General features: G+C 43.5%; 20 protein-coding genes, 21 tRNA genes and 2 rRNA genes. 8 read left to right on the forward strand and 35 right to left on the reverse strand.

Going from position 1 to position 20,943, the window contains the following annotated elements; genetic code table 11:
* Positions 1 to 108: 108 nt before the first annotated feature.
* Positions 109 to 579, reverse strand: a complete 471-nt coding sequence (gene ytkD / locus Q8G36_RS16120; protein WP_305160860.1) for an RNA deprotection pyrophosphohydrolase — start codon at positions 577 to 579, stop codon at positions 109 to 111.
* A gap of 113 nt (positions 580 to 692) precedes the next feature.
* Entirely contained in the window at positions 693 to 1,043 is a 351-nt protein-coding gene (locus Q8G36_RS16125) for a hydrolase (RefSeq protein ID WP_305160861.1), read from the reverse strand.
* Between the two features lie 226 nt (positions 1,044 to 1,269).
* Here Q8G36_RS16125 and Q8G36_RS16130 point away from each other — a divergent pair, with 226 nt between their 5' ends.
* Positions 1,270 to 1,536, forward strand: a complete 267-nt coding sequence (locus Q8G36_RS16130) for a DUF6154 family protein (protein WP_370694063.1) — start codon at positions 1,270 to 1,272, stop codon at positions 1,534 to 1,536.
* Positions 1,537 to 1,637: 101 nt separating this feature from the next.
* Here Q8G36_RS16130 and Q8G36_RS16135 read toward each other — a convergent pair whose 3' ends face one another.
* Positions 1,638 to 2,078: a Dps family protein gene (locus Q8G36_RS16135; protein ID WP_096341202.1), complete on the reverse strand. Its 441-nt coding sequence runs from the start codon at positions 2,076 to 2,078 to the stop codon at positions 1,638 to 1,640.
* A 124-nt stretch (positions 2,079 to 2,202) separates the two neighbouring features.
* Between Q8G36_RS16135 and ytzI the strand changes: the two genes are divergently transcribed.
* Positions 2,203 to 2,358, forward strand: a complete 156-nt coding sequence (ytzI, locus tag Q8G36_RS16140; protein WP_305160862.1) for a YtzI protein — start codon at positions 2,203 to 2,205, stop codon at positions 2,356 to 2,358.
* Between the two features lie 38 nt (positions 2,359 to 2,396).
* Here ytzI and Q8G36_RS16145 read toward each other — a convergent pair whose 3' ends face one another.
* Positions 2,397 to 2,870, reverse strand: a complete 474-nt coding sequence (locus Q8G36_RS16145) for an S-ribosylhomocysteine lyase (RefSeq protein ID WP_305160863.1) — start codon at positions 2,868 to 2,870, stop codon at positions 2,397 to 2,399.
* 191 nt (positions 2,871 to 3,061) lie between these two features.
* Here Q8G36_RS16145 and yidD point away from each other — a divergent pair, with 191 nt between their 5' ends.
* Positions 3,062 to 3,298 (forward strand): membrane protein insertion efficiency factor YidD, encoded by a 237-nt coding sequence (yidD, locus tag Q8G36_RS16150; RefSeq protein ID WP_305160864.1) that lies wholly within the window; start codon positions 3,062 to 3,064, stop codon positions 3,296 to 3,298.
* Between the two features lie 124 nt (positions 3,299 to 3,422).
* A complete protein-coding gene (locus Q8G36_RS16155) occupies positions 3,423 to 4,409 on the forward strand; it encodes a metal ABC transporter solute-binding protein, Zn/Mn family (RefSeq protein ID WP_305160865.1) in 987 nt (328 codons plus the stop codon).
* Between the two features lie 64 nt (positions 4,410 to 4,473).
* On the opposite strand, the gene Q8G36_RS16160 is transcribed toward Q8G36_RS16155, so the two are convergent.
* The gene (locus Q8G36_RS16160) at positions 4,474 to 5,538 is read right to left on the reverse strand and encodes a DctP family TRAP transporter solute-binding subunit (RefSeq protein ID WP_305160866.1); all 1,065 of its coding nucleotides are present in this window, start codon (positions 5,536 to 5,538) and stop codon (positions 4,474 to 4,476) included.
* 140 nt (positions 5,539 to 5,678) lie between these two features.
* Between Q8G36_RS16160 and Q8G36_RS16165 the strand changes: the two genes are divergently transcribed.
* Both Q8G36_RS16165 and Q8G36_RS16170 read left to right on the forward strand, forming a co-directional pair.
* Positions 5,679 to 7,289 carry an ATP-binding protein gene (locus tag Q8G36_RS16165; protein WP_305160867.1) on the forward strand — a complete coding sequence of 537 codons (1,611 nt, stop codon included), beginning with the start codon at positions 5,679 to 5,681 and terminating at the stop codon, positions 7,287 to 7,289.
* The gene (locus Q8G36_RS16170) at positions 7,282 to 7,977 is read left to right on the forward strand and encodes a response regulator (protein WP_305160868.1); all 696 of its coding nucleotides are present in this window, start codon (positions 7,282 to 7,284) and stop codon (positions 7,975 to 7,977) included. Before Q8G36_RS16165 ends, Q8G36_RS16170 begins: the two co-directional genes overlap by 8 nt.
* Positions 7,978 to 8,019: 42 nt before the next feature.
* On the opposite strand, the gene Q8G36_RS16175 is transcribed toward Q8G36_RS16170, so the two are convergent.
* The 7 genes from Q8G36_RS16175 to Q8G36_RS16205 all read right to left on the reverse strand — a co-directional run bounded on the left by Q8G36_RS16175 (position 8,020) and on the right by Q8G36_RS16205 (position 16,395).
* The gene (locus tag Q8G36_RS16175) at positions 8,020 to 8,166 is read right to left on the reverse strand and encodes a hypothetical protein (protein WP_264895834.1); all 147 of its coding nucleotides are present in this window, start codon (positions 8,164 to 8,166) and stop codon (positions 8,020 to 8,022) included.
* A 769-nt stretch (positions 8,167 to 8,935) separates the two neighbouring features.
* The gene (gene menC / locus Q8G36_RS16180) at positions 8,936 to 10,039 is read right to left on the reverse strand and encodes an o-succinylbenzoate synthase (protein WP_305160885.1); all 1,104 of its coding nucleotides are present in this window, start codon (positions 10,037 to 10,039) and stop codon (positions 8,936 to 8,938) included.
* The gene (locus Q8G36_RS16185; protein WP_305160869.1) at positions 10,036 to 11,517 is read right to left on the reverse strand and encodes an o-succinylbenzoate--CoA ligase; all 1,482 of its coding nucleotides are present in this window, start codon (positions 11,515 to 11,517) and stop codon (positions 10,036 to 10,038) included. The genes menC and Q8G36_RS16185 overlap by 4 nt, the downstream gene beginning before the upstream one ends.
* 86 nt (positions 11,518 to 11,603) lie before the next feature.
* Positions 11,604 to 12,422 carry a 1,4-dihydroxy-2-naphthoyl-CoA synthase gene (gene menB, locus Q8G36_RS16190; protein WP_241581657.1) on the reverse strand — a complete coding sequence of 273 codons (819 nt, stop codon included), beginning with the start codon at positions 12,420 to 12,422 and terminating at the stop codon, positions 11,604 to 11,606.
* Between the two features lie 13 nt (positions 12,423 to 12,435).
* Complete coding sequence (gene menH / locus Q8G36_RS16195) at positions 12,436 to 13,245, reverse strand: 2-succinyl-6-hydroxy-2,4-cyclohexadiene-1-carboxylate synthase (RefSeq protein WP_305160870.1); 810 nt, start codon at positions 13,243 to 13,245, stop codon at positions 12,436 to 12,438.
* A complete protein-coding gene (menD, locus tag Q8G36_RS16200; protein WP_305160871.1) occupies positions 13,242 to 14,993 on the reverse strand; it encodes a 2-succinyl-5-enolpyruvyl-6-hydroxy-3-cyclohexene-1-carboxylic-acid synthase in 1,752 nt (583 codons plus the stop codon). The genes menH and menD overlap by 4 nt, the downstream gene beginning before the upstream one ends.
* Positions 14,986 to 16,395: an isochorismate synthase gene (locus Q8G36_RS16205; RefSeq protein ID WP_305160872.1), complete on the reverse strand. Its 1,410-nt coding sequence runs from the start codon at positions 16,393 to 16,395 to the stop codon at positions 14,986 to 14,988. The genes menD and Q8G36_RS16205 overlap by 8 nt, the downstream gene beginning before the upstream one ends.
* Before the next feature lie 298 nt (positions 16,396 to 16,693).
* Between Q8G36_RS16205 and Q8G36_RS16210 the strand changes: the two genes are divergently transcribed.
* Complete coding sequence (locus Q8G36_RS16210) at positions 16,694 to 17,614, forward strand: 1,4-dihydroxy-2-naphthoate polyprenyltransferase (RefSeq protein ID WP_305160873.1); 921 nt, start codon at positions 16,694 to 16,696, stop codon at positions 17,612 to 17,614.
* A gap of 146 nt (positions 17,615 to 17,760) precedes the next feature.
* Positions 17,761 to 18,510, forward strand: coding sequence for a TraR/DksA C4-type zinc finger protein (locus Q8G36_RS16215; protein ID WP_305160874.1), 750 nt, complete (start codon positions 17,761 to 17,763; stop codon positions 18,508 to 18,510).
* A gap of 41 nt (positions 18,511 to 18,551) precedes the next feature.
* Here the strand turns inward: Q8G36_RS16215 and Q8G36_RS16220 are convergent.
* The 23 genes from Q8G36_RS16220 to Q8G36_RS16330 form a co-directional block, all read right to left on the reverse strand.
* Positions 18,552 to 18,623: transfer RNA gene (locus tag Q8G36_RS16220), tRNA-Glu, on the reverse strand.
* Between the two features lie 3 nt (positions 18,624 to 18,626).
* Positions 18,627 to 18,717, reverse strand: a tRNA-Ser gene (locus tag Q8G36_RS16225).
* 1 nt (position 18,718) lies between these two features.
* A tRNA-Asn gene (locus Q8G36_RS16230) sits at positions 18,719 to 18,793 on the reverse strand.
* 12 nt (positions 18,794 to 18,805) lie between these two features.
* A tRNA-Ile gene (locus Q8G36_RS16235) sits at positions 18,806 to 18,882 on the reverse strand.
* Between the two features lie 5 nt (positions 18,883 to 18,887).
* A tRNA-Gly gene (locus tag Q8G36_RS16240) sits at positions 18,888 to 18,961 on the reverse strand.
* 4 nt (positions 18,962 to 18,965) lie between these two features.
* Positions 18,966 to 19,041: transfer RNA gene (locus Q8G36_RS16245), tRNA-His, on the reverse strand.
* A gap of 17 nt (positions 19,042 to 19,058) precedes the next feature.
* Positions 19,059 to 19,134, reverse strand: a tRNA-Phe gene (locus Q8G36_RS16250).
* A gap of 23 nt (positions 19,135 to 19,157) precedes the next feature.
* Positions 19,158 to 19,233 (reverse strand) — tRNA-Asp (locus Q8G36_RS16255).
* A 6-nt stretch (positions 19,234 to 19,239) separates the two neighbouring features.
* A tRNA-Met gene (locus Q8G36_RS16260) sits at positions 19,240 to 19,313 on the reverse strand.
* A 103-nt stretch (positions 19,314 to 19,416) separates the two neighbouring features.
* Positions 19,417 to 19,509, reverse strand: a tRNA-Ser gene (locus Q8G36_RS16265).
* A 21-nt stretch (positions 19,510 to 19,530) separates the two neighbouring features.
* Positions 19,531 to 19,607 (reverse strand) — tRNA-Ile (locus Q8G36_RS16270).
* Between the two features lie 10 nt (positions 19,608 to 19,617).
* Positions 19,618 to 19,694 (reverse strand) — tRNA-Met (locus tag Q8G36_RS16275).
* 28 nt (positions 19,695 to 19,722) lie between these two features.
* Positions 19,723 to 19,798 (reverse strand) — tRNA-Ala (locus Q8G36_RS16280).
* Positions 19,799 to 19,815: 17 nt separating this feature from the next.
* A tRNA-Pro gene (locus tag Q8G36_RS16285) sits at positions 19,816 to 19,892 on the reverse strand.
* Between the two features lie 11 nt (positions 19,893 to 19,903).
* Positions 19,904 to 19,980, reverse strand: a tRNA-Arg gene (locus Q8G36_RS16290).
* Between the two features lie 9 nt (positions 19,981 to 19,989).
* A tRNA-Leu gene (locus tag Q8G36_RS16295) sits at positions 19,990 to 20,078 on the reverse strand.
* Positions 20,079 to 20,090: 12 nt separating this feature from the next.
* Positions 20,091 to 20,165: transfer RNA gene (locus tag Q8G36_RS16300), tRNA-Gly, on the reverse strand.
* A gap of 8 nt (positions 20,166 to 20,173) precedes the next feature.
* Positions 20,174 to 20,255, reverse strand: a tRNA-Leu gene (locus tag Q8G36_RS16305).
* 8 nt (positions 20,256 to 20,263) lie between these two features.
* Positions 20,264 to 20,339: transfer RNA gene (locus Q8G36_RS16310), tRNA-Lys, on the reverse strand.
* A 20-nt stretch (positions 20,340 to 20,359) separates the two neighbouring features.
* Positions 20,360 to 20,435, reverse strand: a tRNA-Thr gene (locus tag Q8G36_RS16315).
* A 10-nt stretch (positions 20,436 to 20,445) separates the two neighbouring features.
* Positions 20,446 to 20,521 (reverse strand) — tRNA-Val (locus Q8G36_RS16320).
* 11 nt (positions 20,522 to 20,532) lie between these two features.
* Positions 20,533 to 20,648 (reverse strand): 5S ribosomal RNA (gene rrf / locus Q8G36_RS16325).
* A gap of 118 nt (positions 20,649 to 20,766) precedes the next feature.
* Positions 20,767 to 20,943 (reverse strand): 23S ribosomal RNA (locus Q8G36_RS16330); the annotation flags it as partial.

Raw genomic sequence — 20,943 nt, forward strand, 5'->3', positions numbered from 1 at the left:
ATGAATTTAGTTGAGTTTCAGGGTTTTCTCGTGAGTTTCGGCGTTTTACTCGTGAGTTCCAGCCATTTACTCGTGAGTTTCGGCGTTTTACTCGTGAGTTCCAGCCATTTACTCGTTTCTTAGCAAAATGCCATCATCCAGCCTTGATAAGCTCAACGGTACAATCTCATCTTTCATGATGAAGCTAAACTCCTCACCGAGTACATCCGGCAATGCTTCCAAAAAGATCGGGCCTTCCGTTTCCAGGTAATTCTGTTTCTTCTCTATTTCACGCAATGCAGCATAGTATATTGATTTAACGAATGGCTTCACTGGATCATGTACTTTATATTGTCCCAAAAATTGCAGCTGGCCCACCAAGCCTCCTGTTTCTTCATACACCTCCCGTATGGCCGTTTCTTCAATCGATTCCCCTGCTTCCCGCTTTCCTCCAGGGAACTCCAATCCCCGTTCTCTGTGTTTGGTCAATACCCACCTGCCCTTATATCTGCTAAGCACAAAAACATGCCAAGACTCTCCAAAGACAGGACTCTCGGAGAATTCCACCTTATATCCGTTCTTATCAAGAAAACGTTTCATTTTTCCCCTTCTCTCCGTATAAGAAATAATGCTATGTCCCTTCTTTCATTATATGGGTAAAAAAAACCACTATCCAGCCAGAATCTGCATCACATCAAAAAAACGATGGACCCTCAATACTCGAGGCCATCGTCAGTTGGTTTTGCCTGTAAAATCCCCATGCTTTCTATATGCCGTCTTCCTTCTTCAGTACCCAGAGCATAAATCATCTCGTAGATTTTTTGGAGAGTGATATCCTGTTTATCATTTTCACGGTCAAAATGATATTGAAGGTATGGGACATGTGCCCGGTAAAAATTTTCTTCCCCTGCTGAATAATTAGAATCAAATAATTCACGTAATTTGATTATTTCATTATCCGACGCCTCAATCTCAAAATTCCATGGAGAACTTTCCCTATCTTGTGTTATCTGCCCATTCGGAAGCCAAATGTAATATTTTTTCCTGTTTTCAGACACATTCATCCACCCTTTCCATATATCCTACGCTTATTTTTCACGTATTTCCCTACTTCATACAATGGAAAATTTTGTTTAAAGGAGAACAAAGATGTTAAATAATAGATTAAAGTATCTTTCAAAGGGTAAAACATATAATAAGCCCAAGCATCCCTTAAGATTTTTATATGCACCCAGAGGTTTTTTTGATAACCTACATATAAAGAGATAACGGATTTCTAATAAATGTGAGGTGAGAGTTTTGAAGTTAATTGAAGAATTATACAATATGTACCGTGATAAGATGACTGGTGATGAAGAAGATATTGATATGCTTACTTTTGCGGTTCTGGAACAGCTTGACCGCAAGGAAATTTTCGAATTGCTTCAAGAGATGGATGATCAAGAACTAACCAATTTAATGGGCCTTTACATTATTGAAACGTTAAAAGGGAAGTTCGCTCAAAATAGTATGAACGACACGAAACCTACACATTTTCCGCCTAGGAATATTCACTAATACATACCTTGTCAGGTGTCCCTCTTTTGATGGATGCCTTTTTTATTGTTTTGATTTTGTCCATAAAAAAAGCCCTACCGAAGTTGGGCTTTTCCTATATCTTAATGTCCTAAATACGCACGCAGCATCCAAGCATGTTTGTTTAAGCTTTTCTTCATGCCTGTCAGCATATCAGCCGTAACCGGATCTTCTTGTTCCGCAACTTCGATAATTTCCAAGAACTCTTCGGAAAGCTTCTCAAAATCACTGATGACGCTTTGAACCATATCTTCTGTATTTTCATTACCTGTCGCTTCTTCGATCGTCGTTAATTCCAGGTATTCTTTAAGAGTAGCAACGGGCTTTTCACCAATGGCCAATAACCTTTCAGCCAATTCGTCATAGTTGGTTGTCACTTCTTTATATAACTCTTCCAATTTTTGGTGAAGTTCAAAGAAGTGCGGTCCATTTACGAACCAGTGGTAATTATGAATTTTTGTATAAAGAACACTGAAGTTTGCAATTTCCTTATTCACTAAAGTTCCTAATTTGTTCTGAGCCATAAATATCTACCTCCGTAAGTTGGTTATACCTTTATAATTCCCTCTATTCGAAAATTGAAACATTATCTGACTCGGTTCTTATGCTAAAATGAATCTAAATTGTGAACGTTAGGAGCTGTAAAGTATGATTACGGTTTTAGTTATCTCCATTATTGTGATTCTGATTGTATTGGCACTATCCGTCCTAACTATCGGAAAAGGTTACAGCTACAAGCATACAGTGGATCCCATTGACCCTTTGCCAGAGGATGAGGGGAAAAAGGAAGAATCCGAAAAATAAAAAAGGTTCCTGTCAAAAAATGACGGGAACCTTTTTCATTATCCGAAAACTTTATGAAGTTCTTCTTTATCTTGTGCAAGCCAGAAATTCATTAATTTCTTTGCTCCTTCAAGATCATGCAATTTTGCTTGGCCGCATTGTTTTTCATTTGCAGCAGGAATTTCGGTAATTGTAACAGCATCCTTGAATGTATCTTCAAGAACATCGATGATTTCCGTAACTGTCGGCTCGCCGCTGACCACAAGGTAATATCCTGTTTGACAGCCCATTGGCGAAATATCGATTATATCAAAGTGATCGTAGCGCTCGGAATGCTTACGGATATTGAATGCAAGCAAGTGTTCCAGGGTATGGATCGTATCCGGCTTCATCGCTTGTTTATTCGGCTGGCAAAAACGGATATCAAATTTATTAACAACACCGTCTGTTCCTACCTTATGGACACCGCAATGTCTAACATATGGGGCTTTAACAGCATTATGATCTAATTCAAAGCTTTCAACTGAAGGCATTTAATTCACTCCTTAATTGTATGTCATCTCTATTTTACCTTGAATATCAATATATTTCATCCTTTAAAATTAATTCTCATTATATCAATCGGATTACCAATATGCTTATTCCTTTTTTACCCTTATTGGAAATGTAGAAGATATGCTATAATTGAGGGTAGTCAATTTACTCGAAAAGAGATGAAAGCATTGTGTTAAAAAAAATATTAATGGGAATCATCCGTTTTTACCAAGTTGCTCTTTCTCCATTAAAACCGCCTACCTGCCGTTTTTACCCAACTTGTTCCCATTATGGTTTGGAAGCGATCAATCGTTTCGGACCTATAAAAGGAAGCTGGTTAGCACTCATCCGGATTCTTAAATGTCATCCGTTTCATCCAGGAGGCATTGACCTTGTTCCTGAAAAAAAAGAAAAAAGTGAGGACTAATAGAAAAAAACCTTGCTTTCTTTTGCAATTTTTTGTATCATACAGAAGTCAAATCGTAATCATTTCGTTTTTATCACATAAAATTCAAATCGTAATCAATACGAATTATAAAGGAGCATTTCATATGAAAATTCGAGCATTGCTCTCACTTTTCCTTGTCACTGCGCTATTTCTGTCAGCCTGCGGCAACTCAAAGGGAGAATCGAGTAAAGAAGAAACCAAGGATGCCTTAGATATATATACAACGGTTTACCCTTTACAATACTTCACGGAAGCCATTGGCGGGGAGTATGTAAATGTCGAGTCGGTTTATCCTCCCGGTACGGATGAACACTCATTCGAACCCTCTCAAAAAGATATTGTAAAAATGGCTGAGTCAGACCTGTTTTTCTATATTGGCTATAATCTTGAAGGCTTTGTAACCAAGGCTGAACCAATTCTAAGCAAAGAAGGCGTCAGAACAATCGCGGTAGGCGAAACGGTTCATCTTGATGAAGATGAACATGCAAATGAAGACGAGCATGCACACGAAGAGGAACATCCAAATGAAGACGAACATGCTCATGAAGAAGACAGCCATGACCATGGGGGCGTCAATCCGCATTTGTGGTTAGATCCCATCTATTCCATTGATATGGCTAAAACCATCAAGGACGAATTAACGAAAAAAATGCCGGAACAGGAAGAATATTTCAACAGCCAATTCAACAAGCTTTCCGAAAAGCTTAAGGCACTTGATGAAAAATTCGCGACTACGATCGAGTCGGGCCGTACCAATAAGATCATCGTTTCCCATTCTGCATATGGTTATTGGGAGGAACGCTACGGATTGGAACAAATTGGCGTAACAGGGCTAACGTCTTCAAACGAACCTTCTCAAAAGGAACTGGGAAAAATCGTAACCATGGCTGAAGAAGAAGACTTGAACTACGTCATCTTTGAGCAGAATATCAGTTCTAAACTAACCGAGATCATCCAAAAGGAAATGGGAGCTAAATCACTTGAGCTCCATAACCTTTCCGTATTGACGGATAAAGATATCGAAGCCGGCGAAGATTACTTCAGTTTAATGGAAAAAAATATCAAGACACTGCAAACTGCATTGCAATAGGAAAAAAGCGGGCCCTTTGGGGTCCGCTCCTTTTTTGTCACCCATCATTTAATGAATGTTTTCGTTATTCCTTTAAGTGCTTCTCACGGATCTTTTCCATTTCCATCATCAATTCGGTTCCAATCGTTGATTCGAATTCCGGATAGATGACGCTCATCTCATCCATCCATTCTTTCTTTTCTTCATCTGAAAGTGTATAGATGTCGATATTCGATTTTTGCTGGATTTCCCAAAGCTGTTCCTGATTCAATTCATTTGATTTGATCCAAAGCCATTTCGTTGTATCATCCATCGCCCGTTGGATTTGCTGCTGAATGTCCAACGGGAGTTTGTTCCAAAACGGCTTGTTTATCATGACAACATACCCTAAATAGCCATGATCACTGATCGTTAAATATTTTTGCACCTCATATAATTTCTTGGAATAGATATTCGAAATCGTATTTTCCTGGCTGTCCGTTTCATTGATTTCAAGGCTTTTAAACGTGTCATTAAACTCCAGCTCAGAAGTTGTCGCCCCAAAATGCTTGAATTGGCTTTCCAGGACTGCACTTGGCATGATCCTAAAATTCTTTCCTGCAAAATCACTTGGATGCCGTATCGGTTTACTGCTTGTAATCTGTTTATAGTTATTCGACCAAAATGCGAGTCCCTCGATATCGATGGTATTCAGCTGCTTAAGCAGCTCTTCCCCCACTTCCCCATTCAACGCTTCCTGCAAGGCAGCGTCCGTCGGAAAGACGTAAGGGAGGTCCAATAGCATCCATTTCTTTGATATGCTCGTAATTTTAGATGTAGTTGGAGCAATCATCTGCACCTTGTTTTCTTGTAATGCTTCGATTTCTTCATGATCGCTATATAATGACTGATTAGGATAAACTTCAATTATGACACGATGATCTGTATATTCATCGACAAGTTGGGCAAATCGGTTCGCAGCAAGCCCTTTAGGTGTATTTTCGGCAACAACATGACTGAACTTAATCACGATTTGATCCTTCATCCCGACCTGTTCCTCATCCTTCGGCAAATTGAAACCGAAGCTTGTAAAGAACGATTGAAAGGATATATACACGGCTATCAACAGCCCCAAGCCAATTAATAAGAAGTACCCCCATAATGCACGCATACCGACAACTCCTCACCGCTCACTTCACATTATCACTATTCTATCACAGCTTTTTGCTGTCGTAATACAATGCGCGAAAAATAGCGAAAAGTGATAGAAATTCTGTTACTATAAAGTATAGAAGTAATGGAGGAAAAATAATGGATAAATCCTTTCATATGCCCATTCAATTTAAAATCACCCTTCTATCATTCGTAATCGTCGCTTTTTCGATACTAATAGGCGGGATTTTTATATTCGGAAATATCGTTTCGGTCAGGGAAGATGAAATCGGCAAACGATCCATGATTACTGCCCATACCATTGCCGAACTCCCTGAAGTACAAAAATTGGTCCGTGAGCCTGAAGGATGGACGCAGCTTAATCCGATTATTGAAAACTTAAGGAAAATCCATCAAGCGGATTATATAGTTGTACTCAACAATCAGCATATACGCTATTCCCACCCGGTGTTCAGCCAATTGGGAACCCCCTCGGACAGCAGCGATGAAAGCGCTGCGTTCGCTGAACACGAATACCTTTCAAAGGCGGCTGGCGAACTTGGCATTTCCGTCCGCGCATTTGTCCCGATCCTTGATAGAGATAGAGAGCAAATCGGCGTCGTACTGGTTGGAAATATCTTGCCTACGATACCGGAATTAATCAAGGACTTGAAAGGCGAAATCGCGATTATCCTGGTCCTTACACTCCTATTCGGGGTATGCGGCTCATGGCTCATGGCACGAAGGATAAAAAAAGAGACCTTCCAACTTGAACCACATGAAATTTCACGGATGTTGGTTGAAAGGACTGCCGCTTTCAATGCCATGCATGAAGGGGTCATCGCCATAGATAATAATCAGACAATCACGATTTTCAATGAAAAGGCTAAGCAAATATTCAATATCAACGGTGCGGTCATAGGCAAGAATATCAATGATATTATACATGATACCCGTCTCCCGGAAGTGCTCGACCGGACATCTCCCATCTTCAATCAGGAAATCTCCGTTCAAAACAGGAATATTGTAAGCAACCGGGTACCGATAAAGATTGCGGATAAAACGATCGGTGCCGTGGCGATTTTCCAGGATCGCACCGATGTGACGAAGCTAGCTGAAGAGTTGACTAGTGTCAAAGCATTCGTTGAAGCCCTGCGTGTCCAAAACCATGAACATATGAACAAACTTCATACGATAGCAGGATTGATCCAGCTAGGAAATCTTGACGAAGCTCTGCATTACATTTTTCAGATCACGGAAGAACAAGAGGAATTGACCAGGTTTTTAACGAAGCACATTCACGATGATAATTTAGTGGGGCTGATATTAAGTAAGATATCCTTGGGACGGGAACTCGGAATCGAGCTCATCATGGACAAGCACACGAAATTGGACCGCTTCCCCGCTGATTTGGATCATCACGATTTTGTTTTGATAATCGGAAACCTTATCGAAAACTCATTCGCAGCGCTAAAGCATTGTTCAGAGGAAACAAAACAGGTTTATCTATCCATCTACCAGGATGAACGTCATTGTCAAATCGTGCTTGAGGATAATGGACCCGGCATTCCCGAGGACATTCATAAAGATATATTCGAGTATGGTTTTACAACAAAAGGTGCGGAAGGATCAGGAATTGGTCTTTATCTAATAGACCAAATTGTAAAAAAAGCGAACGGCGAAATGAAATTCACGACACGCCCTAACGAAGGAACAAGCTTTTTTCTTTCTTTTCCGATGCACGATATAGAGGAGAACCAAAATGACTAACGAAATTCGTGTACTTTTAATTGAAGACGACCCAATGGTCCAAGAGGTCAACAAACAGTTCATCGAGCGCCTGCCTGCCTTTAAAGTCGTTGATACAGCTTCAAATGGGCTTGAAGGTCTGGAAAAAATCAGGCATTCTAAACCCGACCTTGTCATTTTGGACATCTTCATGCCGTCATTAAACGGGGTTGATACACTTTATCAAATCAGAAAAGAGCAAATTGATGTGGATGTCATTATCATTTCAGCGGCAAATGATCAGAAAACGATCAGAAAAATGATACAGAACGGGGCTTTTGACTATTTAATCAAGCCATTTAAATTCGATAGGCTAAAACATACGCTGGAACAATACTTTGCTTTTCGGATGGAGGTTGAACCTGACCATCAAATTTCTCAAAATCAGCTCGACCGAATTCTCTTTCAAAATAAAACACATTCTGAAGCGAGTCCGAAATATGATGTTCCCAAAGGATTGAATGGCGCGACTCTTGAGCAAGTGACGAAGTTCATACAGACCCAGCCTGGGTCACTATCTGCGGAAGAAGTGGCTGATGGGATTGGAATCGCCAGAGTTACAGCAAGGCGCTATCTTGAATACTTGCATGGCGAAGAAGTCCTTCAGCTTGACGTACAGTATGGCAGCATAGGCCGTCCAGTCAATAGGTATCGGCTTAAAAAAACTTAAAACGCATGGGGACCGGCTTGAAACGGTTCCCTTTTTTATTCTTTACGCACCTGTCTTCCGGTCATATTGGCCCCACTTTCTCTTCAAAAGAAATAGCTCGCACTCCTCCAAAGCCGTCACTTCTTTTATGACATAGTCAGGCATTCCTCTTCTTAGTAGAATTTCCGCAATAAGGTACGGTTTTTTCATACACTCTCCCCTCCCTTTCCCTTGGTTGCCATTCTTTTAATTTCATTATACAAAATAATCCAATAAAGAAAAAATAGACAAAGCCCCATTTTCTGAAAAAAATATGATTTATCCGGCCATTTAAATGATTTTTCTTCTCTAAAAACCCATTTTATAAAGCAATACTGGAGATAAAAAAGATTTGCAGACTTTAGACAAGTTAATAAAAATTCCAGGTTGATTTCAGATATCCGCTCCCTTTCCGCCGACTGGCTGCCAAGCCAGTTATTCGGCAGGAGTGTCGCAAATTTCATCAATCCAATGAAGGTTTTATAATAAGTAACCATGAAGGATGACCAAGTCTTGTTTTGAATTTTATGGTCCGCACTTTATTCGACCGTTCATGAACTTATTCGACACATACACTGCACTTTATTCGACCGTTCACGAACTTATTCGACCGAACACGAATTTTTTCGAACTTCACCGCAATTTATTCGGCCGTTGACGAATTTATTCAACCTCTCCAAGGTCTCGGCTAGCCAGTTATTCGGCAGGAGTAACCAAGTTTTCTTTTAAAATCATCGATCGAGATGATAGCAATCGAACCTCCCTTTTGTCTACAAACTGATATTTGTTAGTATCCTATTAAAATCATTTTCCAAAAGGGTGGGGTTCCGTCCAAAAAAATACCAAATGGGTGAGTTACATGGACCAGGGGAGTAAAAGGAGATAGAGGATTATCAATATTTGATCAAAAGAGGTGGGGAATGCACCTCCTTTGATGTTTTCACTTGTACAATTTACTATATGTAGTCAATTCCTTTAGCCGCTTTTCATTGATGGCAAAACCGATTCCAGCTTTATCGGGAACTTGGATCATGCCATTTTCGACAATGACTTCAGGATCGATTATATCTCCATCCCAATAACGGGATGAAGATGATATATCCCCGGGAATCGTGAACCCTTTTAATGTGGCAAGTGCAATATTATGTGCACGTGAAATGCCAAATTCAATCATACCGCCGCACCAAACGGGCACACCATTTCCCAGGCATAGATCATGGATCCTTACAGCTTCCATCCAGCCGCCGACTTTAGCCATTTTAATGTTGATCACCCCACAGCTCTGGAGCGACAGCGCACTTTTGGCATCATGAAATGAATTTATGCTTTCATCAAGGCAAATGGGTGTCTGCAGCTGTTTCTGTAAAAATGAATGCTCCACAATGTCGTCATGTCCCAACGGCTGTTCAATCATCATCAGCTTAAAGACATCAAGTTTCTGAAGATGTGGGATGTCATCAAGCGTGTACGCTGAATTGGCATCTGCCATTAGCGGGATATCGGGATAGGCCCGGCGTATTTCCGTTAAAAACTCCAGATCATTTTGAGGATTGATTTTTATTTTATAACGCTGATAATCAGATCCGGAAAAATCCTCGATCTGGCGCATCGCGTCTTCAATATCATTGGATGCAACGACTACACCAGCTGGCACTTCACTTCGTTCGCCGCCAAACAGCCGTCCGAGGTAGACTCCTTTCTGCTTCGCATATAAATCGAGGAGTGCCTGCTCTATAGCAGACTTGGCCATCGCATTCCGCCTGATTCCGCTCCATATGTTCGGCAGCTCATCAGGATGCCTAAACTGACTGGCCAATGTCAGCGGGATTAAGAAGTCATTCAACATATGAAAGCATGTTTTGATCGTTTCCTCGGTATACCAAGGACTTGTAAAAGGGACAGCTTCCCCGTATCCAACCAATCCGTCTTCATCCATGACTTCGACAATTATCACTTCCCGATCGATTACCGTTTCGAGATGCGTCTTGAAGGGCCGCTTTAAAGGGGCCTTAATGAGCTTTAGGGAAATGGAGGATAACTTCATTGCCATTCCCCCATTTCCTTCTTCAGTTCCCGTCTCAGAAGCTTGCTTGCGCCATTCCGGGGAAGCTCCTTACAAAAAATCACGTTCCGAGGAATTTTATAGGATGCCAAATACTCCCTGCAATATTCCAGCAGTTCGCTCTCATCAAGCTCTGAACCTTGATGCAAAACGACAAAAGCAAGTGGAACCTGGCCCCATTTTTCATCGTCAGTCCCCGTCACTCCCGCTTCGAAAACATCAGGGTGCTTACTAAGGACATTTTCAATCTCGGCCGGGTAGACATTTTCACCGCCGGAGATGATTAAATCCGAGCGTCGGTCAAGCACATATAAAAAGCCTTCCTCATCGAGATAACCAAGGTCCCCAGTATAAAGCCATCCATCGGTAATGGCCTGCTGTGTAGCGTCCATCCGATTAAAATAGCCTTTCGTCACATTCGGACCTGAAACCACGATTTCACCCACTGCATTCGGTTCACATATAGTACCGTCCTTCTCTATCCGTAACTGCGAAGGAAACAAAGGCTTTCCTGCTGAGCCGATTTTTGTCATGCTATACTCCGGTGCCAGTGTCACAATCTGTGAAGACGTTTCGGTCATCCCATATGATTGATAGACGGGAATCCCTTTCTCCTTACATACTTCAAGTAAATGGACGGGTGCAGGACCCCCGCCCAACAGGAAACAGCGAAAGGTTTCCGGATAGCTTGTTCCCTTCATATCCTGCACCATCCTATTCAGCATCGCCGTCACGACCGAAATGATCGTCACGCCATTTTCCTGAATGCTCCGGTTTGCTTCCCGTTCATCGAAACGTTCCGCCAAAACGACTTTCATGCCATAAATCACATTTTTCATCAAGATGGATAAACCGCTAATATGAAAGATCGGAACCGCACAATACCAAGAATCCTCCTCATGCAATCCAAGGTTCAGAACAGACCCTACGGCACTCCACCAATGGTTGCCGAATGTTTGGATCACCCCTTTTGGATTTCCTGTCGTACCAGATGTATACATGATCGTAGCGGTATCCTCAAGGTAAAACTCTTGAAGTATCTCTGCCGTGCCTTCATCCGGCAATTCTTCTATTAAACGAAGCTTTATATCCGGGAGAATCTCACCAATATCAGAGAGTTTGCCAGAGAAGGATCCTTCTGAAACCAGATAGGCAGTTCCACTATCCTCGACCTGCCAGGACAGCTCCTTTGCCGTTAGCTTATTATTCAGCATCACAATCTTCACACCGAGATAAAATAGTGCATGGATAACGACAACACCATCAATATGGTTACGGAGCAAAACCGCGCATGAATCGCCAGCGCCCAGACCAATGCTTGCCAGCTTACCAGCCATCTCCTCCGATAGTGTATGCAGTTCAAGAAAGCTATACGTACGACCTTCAAACTCAATTGCCGGGCGATCCGGTGAAAGATGCGCCCGATTTTTCAGCCAGTTCGGCAACTTTTCTTCTGCCATTGCTGCTTCCCCTCTTCCATTTTGATATAGAAAACAGCCCGGCGATTTTCCGCCAAGCTGTCAGTCTCATCGATTCACGCGATTCATTAAGGGAAACGAGGGAATTGCCCAAAGTCCGGAGTGCGTTTTTCTTTGAATGCATCGCGGCCTTCTTTTGCTTCTTCTGTTGTATAGTATAAAAGTGTTGCGTCACCAGCCAATTGTTGAAGACCTGCAAGGCCATCCGTATCAGCGTTCATTGCCGCTTTCAAGAAACGAAGTGCAGTCGGGCTCTTCTCAAGCATTTCTTCACACCATTTAACCGTTTCCGCTTCTAATTGGTCCAATGGTACGACCGTGTTGACCAATCCCATATCCAATGCTTCCTGTGCGTTGTATTGACGGCATAGGTACCAGATTTCACGCGCCTTTTTATGACCTACGATACGTGCCAGGTAGCCAGAACCATAACCAGCATCAAAGCTTCCCACATTCGGTCCAGTTTGTCCGAAAACTGCATTGTCAGCAGCAATCGTCAAGTCACATACCACGTTCAAGACATTACCGCCACCAATTGCATATCCTGCAACCATGGCTACGACTGGTTTTGGAATTACGCGAATCAAGCGTTGCAAATCAAGAACATTTAGACGCGGAATGTTATCTTCACCCACATATCCGCCATTTCCGCGTACTTTTTGGTCTCCGCCTGAACAGAATGCTTTGCCGCCTACACCTGTTAAAATAATGACACCAATGCTGGAATCATCACGCGCCCTTGCGAATGCATCAATCATTTCAGCAGTCGTTTTTGGCGTGAATGCATTATGTACATGTGGTCGGTTGATGGACACTTTCGCAATCCCATTATATTTTTCATATAAAATTTCATCATACTCACGTATTGTTTCCCATTGTATTGTCATCTAAAATCCTCCTTTAATTTCTTATTAAAAACTCACTTATTATTTTACCAAACTTTTCTCCATCTTCCACATGAATCGCATGTCCCGCATCATTAATTATTTTCCATTCGGCCCGCTTCAGCTTTTTTTTCATCGAGTCCGCAATTTCACAAAATTTACGGTCAAGTTCACCGGTTACAAGGAGCACCGGGAAATCAAGGGTTTGCAGTTGTTCCCAGTATGAAGCCTGACTGCCGGTCCCCATACCCAGAAGGCTATTGGAAAGGCCGACAGGGTCATTTGCCAACCGCTGCTCCCGAATGGCCGATCTGGTTTTGGCCGACAACCGTTTTTGACTTTCAAACAGCGGGATGTTTTCCCATTGATTCACAAACGCTTCCATGCCATTTTCAAGAATCCGTTCGGCAAGCTTCCTATCATTTTCCCTTCGGATTTCCCGTTCCTCCTCTGTTAAAAGGCCTGGTGAAGCGCTCTCTAATATCAATGTATCAACATACTCAGGATACAAACAGGCAAATCCCAATCCCAGCCTTCCGCCCATCGAGTATCCAAGGATATGGGCTTTCGGGAAATGTAACACATCCAAAATATACTTGATATCCTCAGCCACACTCTTCATCTCATACCTTTGATGTTCGGCTGGTGACGCAGACATGCCATGACCGATGATGTCGACCATTATCATGGTATACCTGTCACTCAGTAGCGGAATGAGGAATTTCCATGTATCCCGCTTTCCCGTAAATCCATGCAAAAGTACAAGAGGATCTCCATTTCCCGTTATTTCAACAGCATAATTGACATCCTTGCTGACAATTTTCATGATATTTCCCTGTCTAACACCAATTTTATTTCCTGGGAAACAAAGCTCCACAAATTTCGATGCTTTTGTAAATTGGACTCTCTTTCTGTCGGTACTTCGATGATTTTCAGACCTTGAATTTCGAATGACTCAGTAAATACCTTCTCTAACTCATCCCAACTTTGCACCTTGTTGTATTTACCGCCATAAAGCTGGGCAGTATGGGAAAAATCAAGCCCATGAGGCGTGCCGAATAGCGTTTCGAAATGTTCCCTCTCATTCGCCTGCGGCAAGAAGGAGAAAATGCCGCCGCCATCATTATTAACCAGCAATATCGTAATATTTTGTTTTTGAAGTTTTGCCGCAAGCAAGCCATTCATATCATGGAAAAAGCTTAAATCCCCGATTGCCAGCACTGTATTTTTCGATACCGTGCTTACGCCAAGAGCAGTGGAAACGACACCATCGATGCCATTCGCCCCGCGATTTGCAATGGTTTTGATTCCTTTTCCATTATTCAAAAAGAAAGTATCCAAATCACGTATGGGCATACTATTCCCGACAAATAACGTCGATTCCAATGGCATCATATCAGCAAGCAGGGCGAACAGCTTGCCTTCACTTAACTCCGATTCATCCCTGACGGAGGCTAAGGCATCCTTCGTCGCTCCGTTGACGGTTTGCCATAAGCCAAGCCATTCATCATCAGGGGAAGAAGTAATACTTTCAGCAATTCGCAGACAAAAATCTGTCTCTTCGCTGTAAATCATATTCGTTGCCAATCCGGCTGGTTCGCGCCAGCCTGCTCCGCCATCGACGACCAAAGTGATTGCCTGTTTTTGTTTTTTCATGAATAACAATAAGGGTTTAGAAACAGGCATTGCCCCGAATCGCAAGATCACTTCCGGCCTGAAAGCCGCTTTTGCCGCTTCATCGCGCAGAAACGTATCGTACGCATCAATTATGACGGCTTTGTCATGACTTCCGCTCCTTAACTGTGAAAGAGGGTCAGCCAGTACCGGAAAAGCAAGTTTTTCCGCTAATGCGACAATGGCTTCCTTCATCTCTGGATGAGGTAATTCGCCACATACGATCATACCTTGCTTAGCTTTTGACAATGTAGTTGTAACAGCTTCTATTTGTGATGCGGACAGTGACCGTTCTCCACTGTCAATCAACACTGCAGGCGTGATTTTATTTTGCCTGTACTCCTTTGCCTGCTCCAGGTCCGGAATCAATGGTTCTCGAAGCGGGAAATTCAAATGTACAGGCCCTGCAGGTTCAGCTGCCGCTGTATCCACTGCCCTTGCACCGACCGTTCTGGCATACCGCAACATCCCATCCGTGCTTTCAGGAAGTGCCATTTCGACAAACCATTTTATATGTCTCCCGTAAAGATGTATCTGATCGATCGCCTGCGGGGCTCCGACATCACGTAATTCATGCGGGCGGTCAGCGGTAAGTACAATAAGCGGCACTCTTGAATAGAAAGCCTCAATGACGGCTGGGTAATAGTTTGCAGCGGCTGTGCCGGACGTACAAAGAAGTCCGACAGGTTCTTTTAAGGCCTTAGCCAAACCAAGGGCAAAAAAAGCAGCCGAACGCTCATCCACATTAATATGAATTTCGATATCAGGATGTTCCACTAGCAACAAAGCTAGGGGCGTGGATCGTGAACCAGGGCTCACCACCACATGCTTCACCTCATTTTGTGCCAGCTCATCGACGAATGAAGCAGCATACGCTGTCAATGCATCTCGGTCATTCATTAAGATTTCCTCCTAAAGCACTTAACATCGGATTGAATTTAATCCCCGTTTCCCGGAATTCACTTTCGGGAGTCGAATCTTCCACTACTCCGCATCCGGCAAAGAGCGATGCCTCATTATTCTGTATTAGGGCAGAACGTATCCCTACAGCGAATTCCCCGTTTCCATACGTATCCACCCAGCCTAAAGGACCTGCATAAAAGCCGCGTTCCAGACCTTCCATTTCCCTAATTCGGACAACAGCCTTTTCTTTTGGAAGTCCGCCCATAGCAGGTGTAGGATGGAGGTTCTCGACGAATTCAAAAATCGTGACACCTTCCTTGGATATACCCCGAACCGGTGTGTACAAATGCTGGATATGACGATTTTTCATAAGTGTTGGTTCGGCCGGGACCATCACCTTTTCGCATACAGAATCAAAAGCATTGGATATCATCGACACGACATATTGATGCTCTCGTAAATTCTTTTGGTCATGAAGCAATTCTTCACCAAGACAAACATCTTCTTGCTCATCTTTCCCTCGCCCCATCGATCCAGCAAGACAGGTAGAAAAAACTTCATTTCCCTGTTTCTTAATTAAACGTTCAGGGGTGGCACCTACAAAACAGTCACCACCAGCCTCCAAACTGAAAATATAGCTTAATGGCTGCTCAGCAATCAATTGTTCAAGCACTTTCCCTGAATCGATGGAACGTTCAAAAACAAGTCGAAGCTCCCTTGCCAAAACGATTTTGTCGAGATCTGTCGTCTTGATTTCTTGTACAGCCTCTGCGACCGTCCGCTTCCATTCCTCTGGTTCGACTTCCCTCTGCATAACCAGGGAATTTGCACCCAATCCATTGCCATTCAAGCTTTCGAAAAGGAAAGCTTCCCGTTCATTTATCATATCTATGAAGAGTTTTTCTGAATCATCAGGCGAACAAAGTAAGTTTGTCGTTAAGTAAGCTTGTTTCCCCACTATTGACAGCATGAAGGCAGGTATATAAAACAGGTTGTCCCCGAACTGATTCCAAAGGAGCGTACTGTCAGTTTCATAATCAAAAGAAAAGCCCCCAAACAGTAAAGGACCTGTCGCTTCTACATCGGTCACTCCTGTTTTGACAGCATTATTCTGCAGTTTGATCCAGCTCTTTTCGACTTCTCTATAACGTTCGGCATTCGATGCCGCTTTGAGTTTCTTAACATTGCCTAAACCGGTGATGGTTATTTCCTTTGCAGGGTCCTCCCAGAAAAAGCGTTCACCCGCGTACCGTTCTCTTCCAGCTTGATAAAATGAAAGGGGGTTGTTGCAATTAACTTTCTTAATATGACTGAATAGAACTTGATCATTCAAGTCCTTCGCCTTTTGTATAGCTGAAGCCAGTCCCTGAAACTGTTCAGTTTCCTCTGAGATAGCCAAAAAAATCCCCCCAAATGTACATTTTAAAAGCTTTTTAACCTATTTAAAGATACACCTCCCTTGAACCTCATGTCAATAAAACGCCCCTTTACCGAACGATTCTTTCCTGCTTTTTTCCTTATTATATGAATCTTAGCGAATGTAGAGAAATACCCTTGATTTTGGAAATGTACCTTCCAAGAATCCAATTATCACCCTTACCCACTTTTCCTGCATTTATTAGGATAACCTTTTGTGCAAGATTTCAATATTTGTTATAATTTCGAGAGAACCAATAATGATTTTGAGGAGAGAAATAATGCAAACAGAATACGACGGACTTCCCCTTAAACGGACCTGGAAGATTTGGTGGGAGTTAATTCGTCCACATACACTAACCGCAGCTTTTGTCCCAGTCTTACTTGGAACTGTGATTGCACTTTTGGAAGATGGAGTGAATTCGTTACTATTCGCTGCCATGATGATTGCAAGTATCCTGATTCAAGCTGCAACTAATTTATTCAATGAATACTATGATTTCAAGAGAGGCTTGGATACGGAGGAATCCGTAGGAATCGGCGGCGGGATCGTCCGTCATGGGATGACCCCCAAACTAATCATGAACTTGGCCCTTGGCATGTATGCCATCGCCTTGTTAATTGGAATCTATATCTGTGCCGCATCATCTTGGTGGCTTGCTGCAGTAGGACTGGTTTGCATGCTTGTAGGCTATCTTTATACAGGTGGTCCCCTGCCCATTTCATATACACCATTCGGGGAACTTTTTTCAGGATTGTTCATGGGCTTTTTGATAATCCTGATCGCCTTTTTCATTCAAACCGGTGATGTTTCTTCAACAGCCATCTTAATTGCCATTCCAAGTGGGATTTTGGTCGGGCTGATCAACTTATCCAATAACCTCCGTGACCATGACGGAGACAAGGCACATGGCCGCAAAACGATGCCAGTAGTGATGGGCAGGAAAAACGCCCTGACATTCATGGCAATCATGTTTGCTTTCTCTTATCTATGGCTTGTTGGGCTAGTTCTTATCGGAAGCGTAACGGCGTGGATTCTCCTTGCTTTCCTTAGCATACCGAAGGCCATGGCCGCAATCAAAGGCTTCGTAGGTAAAACGCAGCCGATCACGATGGTGCCAGCAATGAAAGCCACGGCCCAAACGAACACCTTCTTTGGCTTACTCATGGCCATTGGATTATTCATAAGCTATCTAATATAATCTCCGAGGACTGAGCTCATCCGCTCAGTCCTTTTTTCTATCTTCCGTTCCATATTGTTTTCCTATACTCCGATTCGGGTAATAGATAATACAACCATCTTACCAAGATAAAATGAGATTTGGACTTTAGAAGGAGTGAATCGGATATGGCAACGAAACAACAAACGCAAAAATTCAAAAAAGAACTGCTTCAAGAAAAAAATGAGCTAAGTAATAGAATTCAACATGATGAACAATCCGTTCTGGATAAAAGTCAGACGGAATCCGTAGGGGAATTATCATCTTATGATAACCACCCTGCTGACCTAGGAACCGAATTATTCGAGATGGAACGGAATCAAGCACTCGATGAGCATGCACAATCCGAAATGGAGAAAATTGATGAAGCTTTGAAAGCCATAGAAGAAGGTTCGTATGGCCATTGTAAAACCTGCAATATGGAAATCCCCATTGAGAGGCTTGTAGCGATCCCAAGCACCCTCTACTGTGTCGAGCATGCCCCAGAACGGCCACTTTCACAAGACCGGCCAGCGGAAGAGGATATACTCATTCCATCCAAGGGTGATCATTTTGAAAATCGCCATGGAACCGAAATGGTGGATAAAGAAGATAGCTTTGGTGAAGTTGCCAAATTCGGTACATCCGAAACGCCATCTGATTATACAGGCGATCATGACAATTTTAATGATCTTTATAAAACCGAGGATGAAACGAACGGGTTTCCTGAAGACTATGAAGGATTTGCAGCAAATGATATCGAAGGTAAAAATAGAGTGGATATACCGAACAAAAAGCAAAAGGAATATGAAGATACACTGGAAGAAGAAAATATAGATTCCAATATTGGAGACATCCCCTATAAATTAAAAGATAGTTATATCAATGAAAAGAAATGAAAAAAAGAAGCATACATGAATGTATGCTTCCCTTTTTGTTATGACCCGTACGGGATTCGAACCCGTGTTACCGCCGTGAAAGGGCGGTGTCTTAACCGCTTGACCAACGGGCCAACTGGCGGAGAAGGAGGGATTTGAACCCTCGCGCCGCTCGCGCGACCTACACCCTTAGCAGGGGCGCCTCTTCAGCCTCTTGAGTACTTCCCCATGGCTCCGCAGGTAGGACTCGAACCTACGACCGTTCGGTTAACAGCCGAATGCTCTACCACTGAGCTACTGCGGAACAATACAAATATGGTGGGCCTAAATGGACTCGAACCATCGACCTCACGCTTATCAGGCGTGCGCTCTAACCAGCTGAGCTATAGGCCCATATTTGGAGCGGGTGAAGGGAATCGAACCCTCATCATCAGCTTGGAAGGCTGAGGTTTTACCACTAAACTACACCCGCGAAATGGGGCGACTGATGGGAATCGAACCCACGAATGCCTGAACCACAATCAGGTGCGTTAACCACTTCGCCACAATCGCCGTAATTTTTTAAAATATGGTGGCTCAGGACGGAATCGAACCGCCGACACAAGGATTTTCAGTCCTTTGCTCTACCGACTGAGCTACTGAGCCACATATGTCTTGAATTTAAAGAATGGCGGTCCCGACGGGAATCGAACCCGCGATCTCCTGCGTGACAGGCAGGCATGTTAACCGCTACACCACGGGACCTAATAATTGCGGGGACAGGATTTGAACCTGCGACCTTCGGGTTATGAGCCCGACGAGCTACCGGACTGCTCCACCCCGCGACGGTAATAATGAAACGATTCGCATCAAGTTTTCGTGTATATCGTTTCGTCTGCATCCTTTATGTAAGGCTGTTTCAAAACAACTTGCTGCTTTTTGAAAAAATGGAGGAGGTAGAGGGATTCGAACCCCCGCGGGATTTGACTCCCCTGTCGGTTTTCAAGACCGATCCCTTCAGCCGAACTTGGGTATACCTCCATGGCTTTTTAAAGATGAATATGGTGGACCTTGTAGGACTCGAACCTACGACCGGACGGTTATGAGCCGTCTGCTCTAACCAGCTGAGCTAAAGGTCCTTATATTTATTGGTAGCGGCGGAGGGGATCGAACCCCCGACCTCACGGGTATGAACCGTACGCTCTAGCCAGCTGAGCTACACCGCCAATATAATATAAGTATCTGATTAAAAAATGGTGGAGCCTAGCGGGATCGAACCGCTGACCTCCTGCGTGCAAGGCAGGCGCTCTCCCAGCTGAGCTAAGGCCCCATTCATTAAAAATTACGTGGTCGGGAAGACAGGATTCGAACCTGCGACCCCTTGGTCCCAAACCAAGTGCTCTACCAAGCTGAGCTACTTCCCGCAATAAAAACATGGTGCGCCCGGCGGGAGTCGAACCTACAACCTTCTGATTCGTAGTCAGATGCTCTATCCAATTGAGCTACGGGCGCATATTATGATGGTGCCGAGGACCGGAATCGAACCGGTACGGTAGTCACCTACCGCAGGATTTTAAGTCCTGTGCGTCTGCCAGTTCCGCCACCCCGGCACATACGAAAAGTGGAGCGGAAGACGGGATTCGAACCCGCGACCCCAACCTTGGCAAGGTTGTATTCTACCACTGAACTACTTCCGCATGAAAGATGCGGGTGAAGGGACTTGAACCCCCACGCCTTGCGGCGCCAGATCCTAAGTCTGGTGCGTCTGCCAATTCCGCCACACCCGCATATAAAATGGTGAGCCATGAAGGATTCGAACCTTCGACCCTCTGATTAAAAGTCAGATGCTCTACCAACTGAGCTAATGGCTCGTGCTTGTACTATCTTAAAATGGTGCCGGCAAGAGGACTTGAACCCCCAACCTACTGATTACAAGTCAGTTGCTCTACCAGTTGAGCTACACCGGCAGGTGTAAAATGGTGGAGGATGACGGGATCGAACCGCCGACCCTCTGCTTGTAAGGCAGATGCTCTCCCAGCTGAGCTAATCCTCCATATGAAACCTGCTTGGCGACGTCCTACTCTCACAGGGGGAAACCCCCAACTACCATCGGCGCTGAAGAGCTTAACTGCCGTGTTCGGAATGGGAACGGGTGTGACCTCTTCGCTATCGTCACCAAACAATGTTAACATTTTTTCAAGACATATATTATTATAACGTCTTTTCGAGAAAATGCAAGAAGAAATTTTCATTCCTTCAAAACTAGATAATAAGAAGGTATTTCATTTTTTTAAAGCGTTGGTTAAGTCCTCGATCTATTAGTATCAGTCAGCTCCACATGTCGCCACGCTTCCACCTCTGACCTATCAACCTGATCATCTTTCAGGGATCTTACTAGCTTGCGCCATGGGAAATCTCATCTTGAGGGGGGCTTCATGCTTAGATGCTTTCAGCACTTATCCCGTCCGCACGTAG

Source organism: Peribacillus frigoritolerans (assembly GCF_030676415.1).
In the GTDB taxonomy this organism is placed as follows: Bacteria; Bacillota; Bacilli; order Bacillales; family DSM-1321; genus Peribacillus; species Peribacillus frigoritolerans_A.

Bases quoted from the DNA above. Each gene is read 5' to 3' on its own strand.
- Q8G36_RS16135 (WP_096341202.1), bottom strand. From the start codon at position 2,078: ATGGCTCAGAACAAATTAGGAACTTTAGTGAATAAGGAAATTGCAAAC.
- menC (WP_305160885.1), bottom strand. From the start codon at position 10,039: ATGAAGTTATCCTCCATTTCCCTAAAGCTCATTAAGGCCCCTTTAAAG.
- Q8G36_RS16155 (WP_305160865.1), top strand. From the start codon at position 3,423: ATGAAAATTCGAGCATTGCTCTCACTTTTCCTTGTCACTGCGCTATTT.
- ytzI (WP_305160862.1), top strand. From the start codon at position 2,203: ATGATTACGGTTTTAGTTATCTCCATTATTGTGATTCTGATTGTATTG.
- menH (WP_305160870.1), bottom strand. From the start codon at position 13,245: ATGAAAATTGTCAGCAAGGATGTCAATTATGCTGTTGAAATAACGGGA.
- Q8G36_RS16170 (WP_305160868.1), top strand. From the start codon at position 7,282: ATGACTAACGAAATTCGTGTACTTTTAATTGAAGACGACCCAATGGTC.
- Q8G36_RS16125 (WP_305160861.1), bottom strand. From the start codon at position 1,043: ATGAATGTGTCTGAAAACAGGAAAAAATATTACATTTGGCTTCCGAAT.
- Q8G36_RS16185 (WP_305160869.1), bottom strand. From the start codon at position 11,517: ATGGCAGAAGAAAAGTTGCCGAACTGGCTGAAAAATCGGGCGCATCTT.
- Q8G36_RS16160 (WP_305160866.1), bottom strand. From the start codon at position 5,538: ATGCGTGCATTATGGGGGTACTTCTTATTAATTGGCTTGGGGCTGTTG.
- Q8G36_RS16215 (WP_305160874.1), top strand. From the start codon at position 17,761: ATGGCAACGAAACAACAAACGCAAAAATTCAAAAAAGAACTGCTTCAA.
- menB (WP_241581657.1), bottom strand. From the start codon at position 12,422: ATGACAATACAATGGGAAACAATACGTGAGTATGATGAAATTTTATAT.
- Q8G36_RS16165 (WP_305160867.1), top strand. From the start codon at position 5,679: ATGGATAAATCCTTTCATATGCCCATTCAATTTAAAATCACCCTTCTA.
- Q8G36_RS16210 (WP_305160873.1), top strand. From the start codon at position 16,694: ATGCAAACAGAATACGACGGACTTCCCCTTAAACGGACCTGGAAGATT.
- Q8G36_RS16145 (WP_305160863.1), bottom strand. From the start codon at position 2,870: ATGCCTTCAGTTGAAAGCTTTGAATTAGATCATAATGCTGTTAAAGCC.
- Q8G36_RS16175 (WP_264895834.1), bottom strand. From the start codon at position 8,166: ATGAAAAAACCGTACCTTATTGCGGAAATTCTACTAAGAAGAGGAATG.
- menD (WP_305160871.1), bottom strand. From the start codon at position 14,993: ATGAATGACCGAGATGCATTGACAGCGTATGCTGCTTCATTCGTCGAT.
- ytkD (WP_305160860.1), bottom strand. From the start codon at position 579: ATGAAACGTTTTCTTGATAAGAACGGATATAAGGTGGAATTCTCCGAG.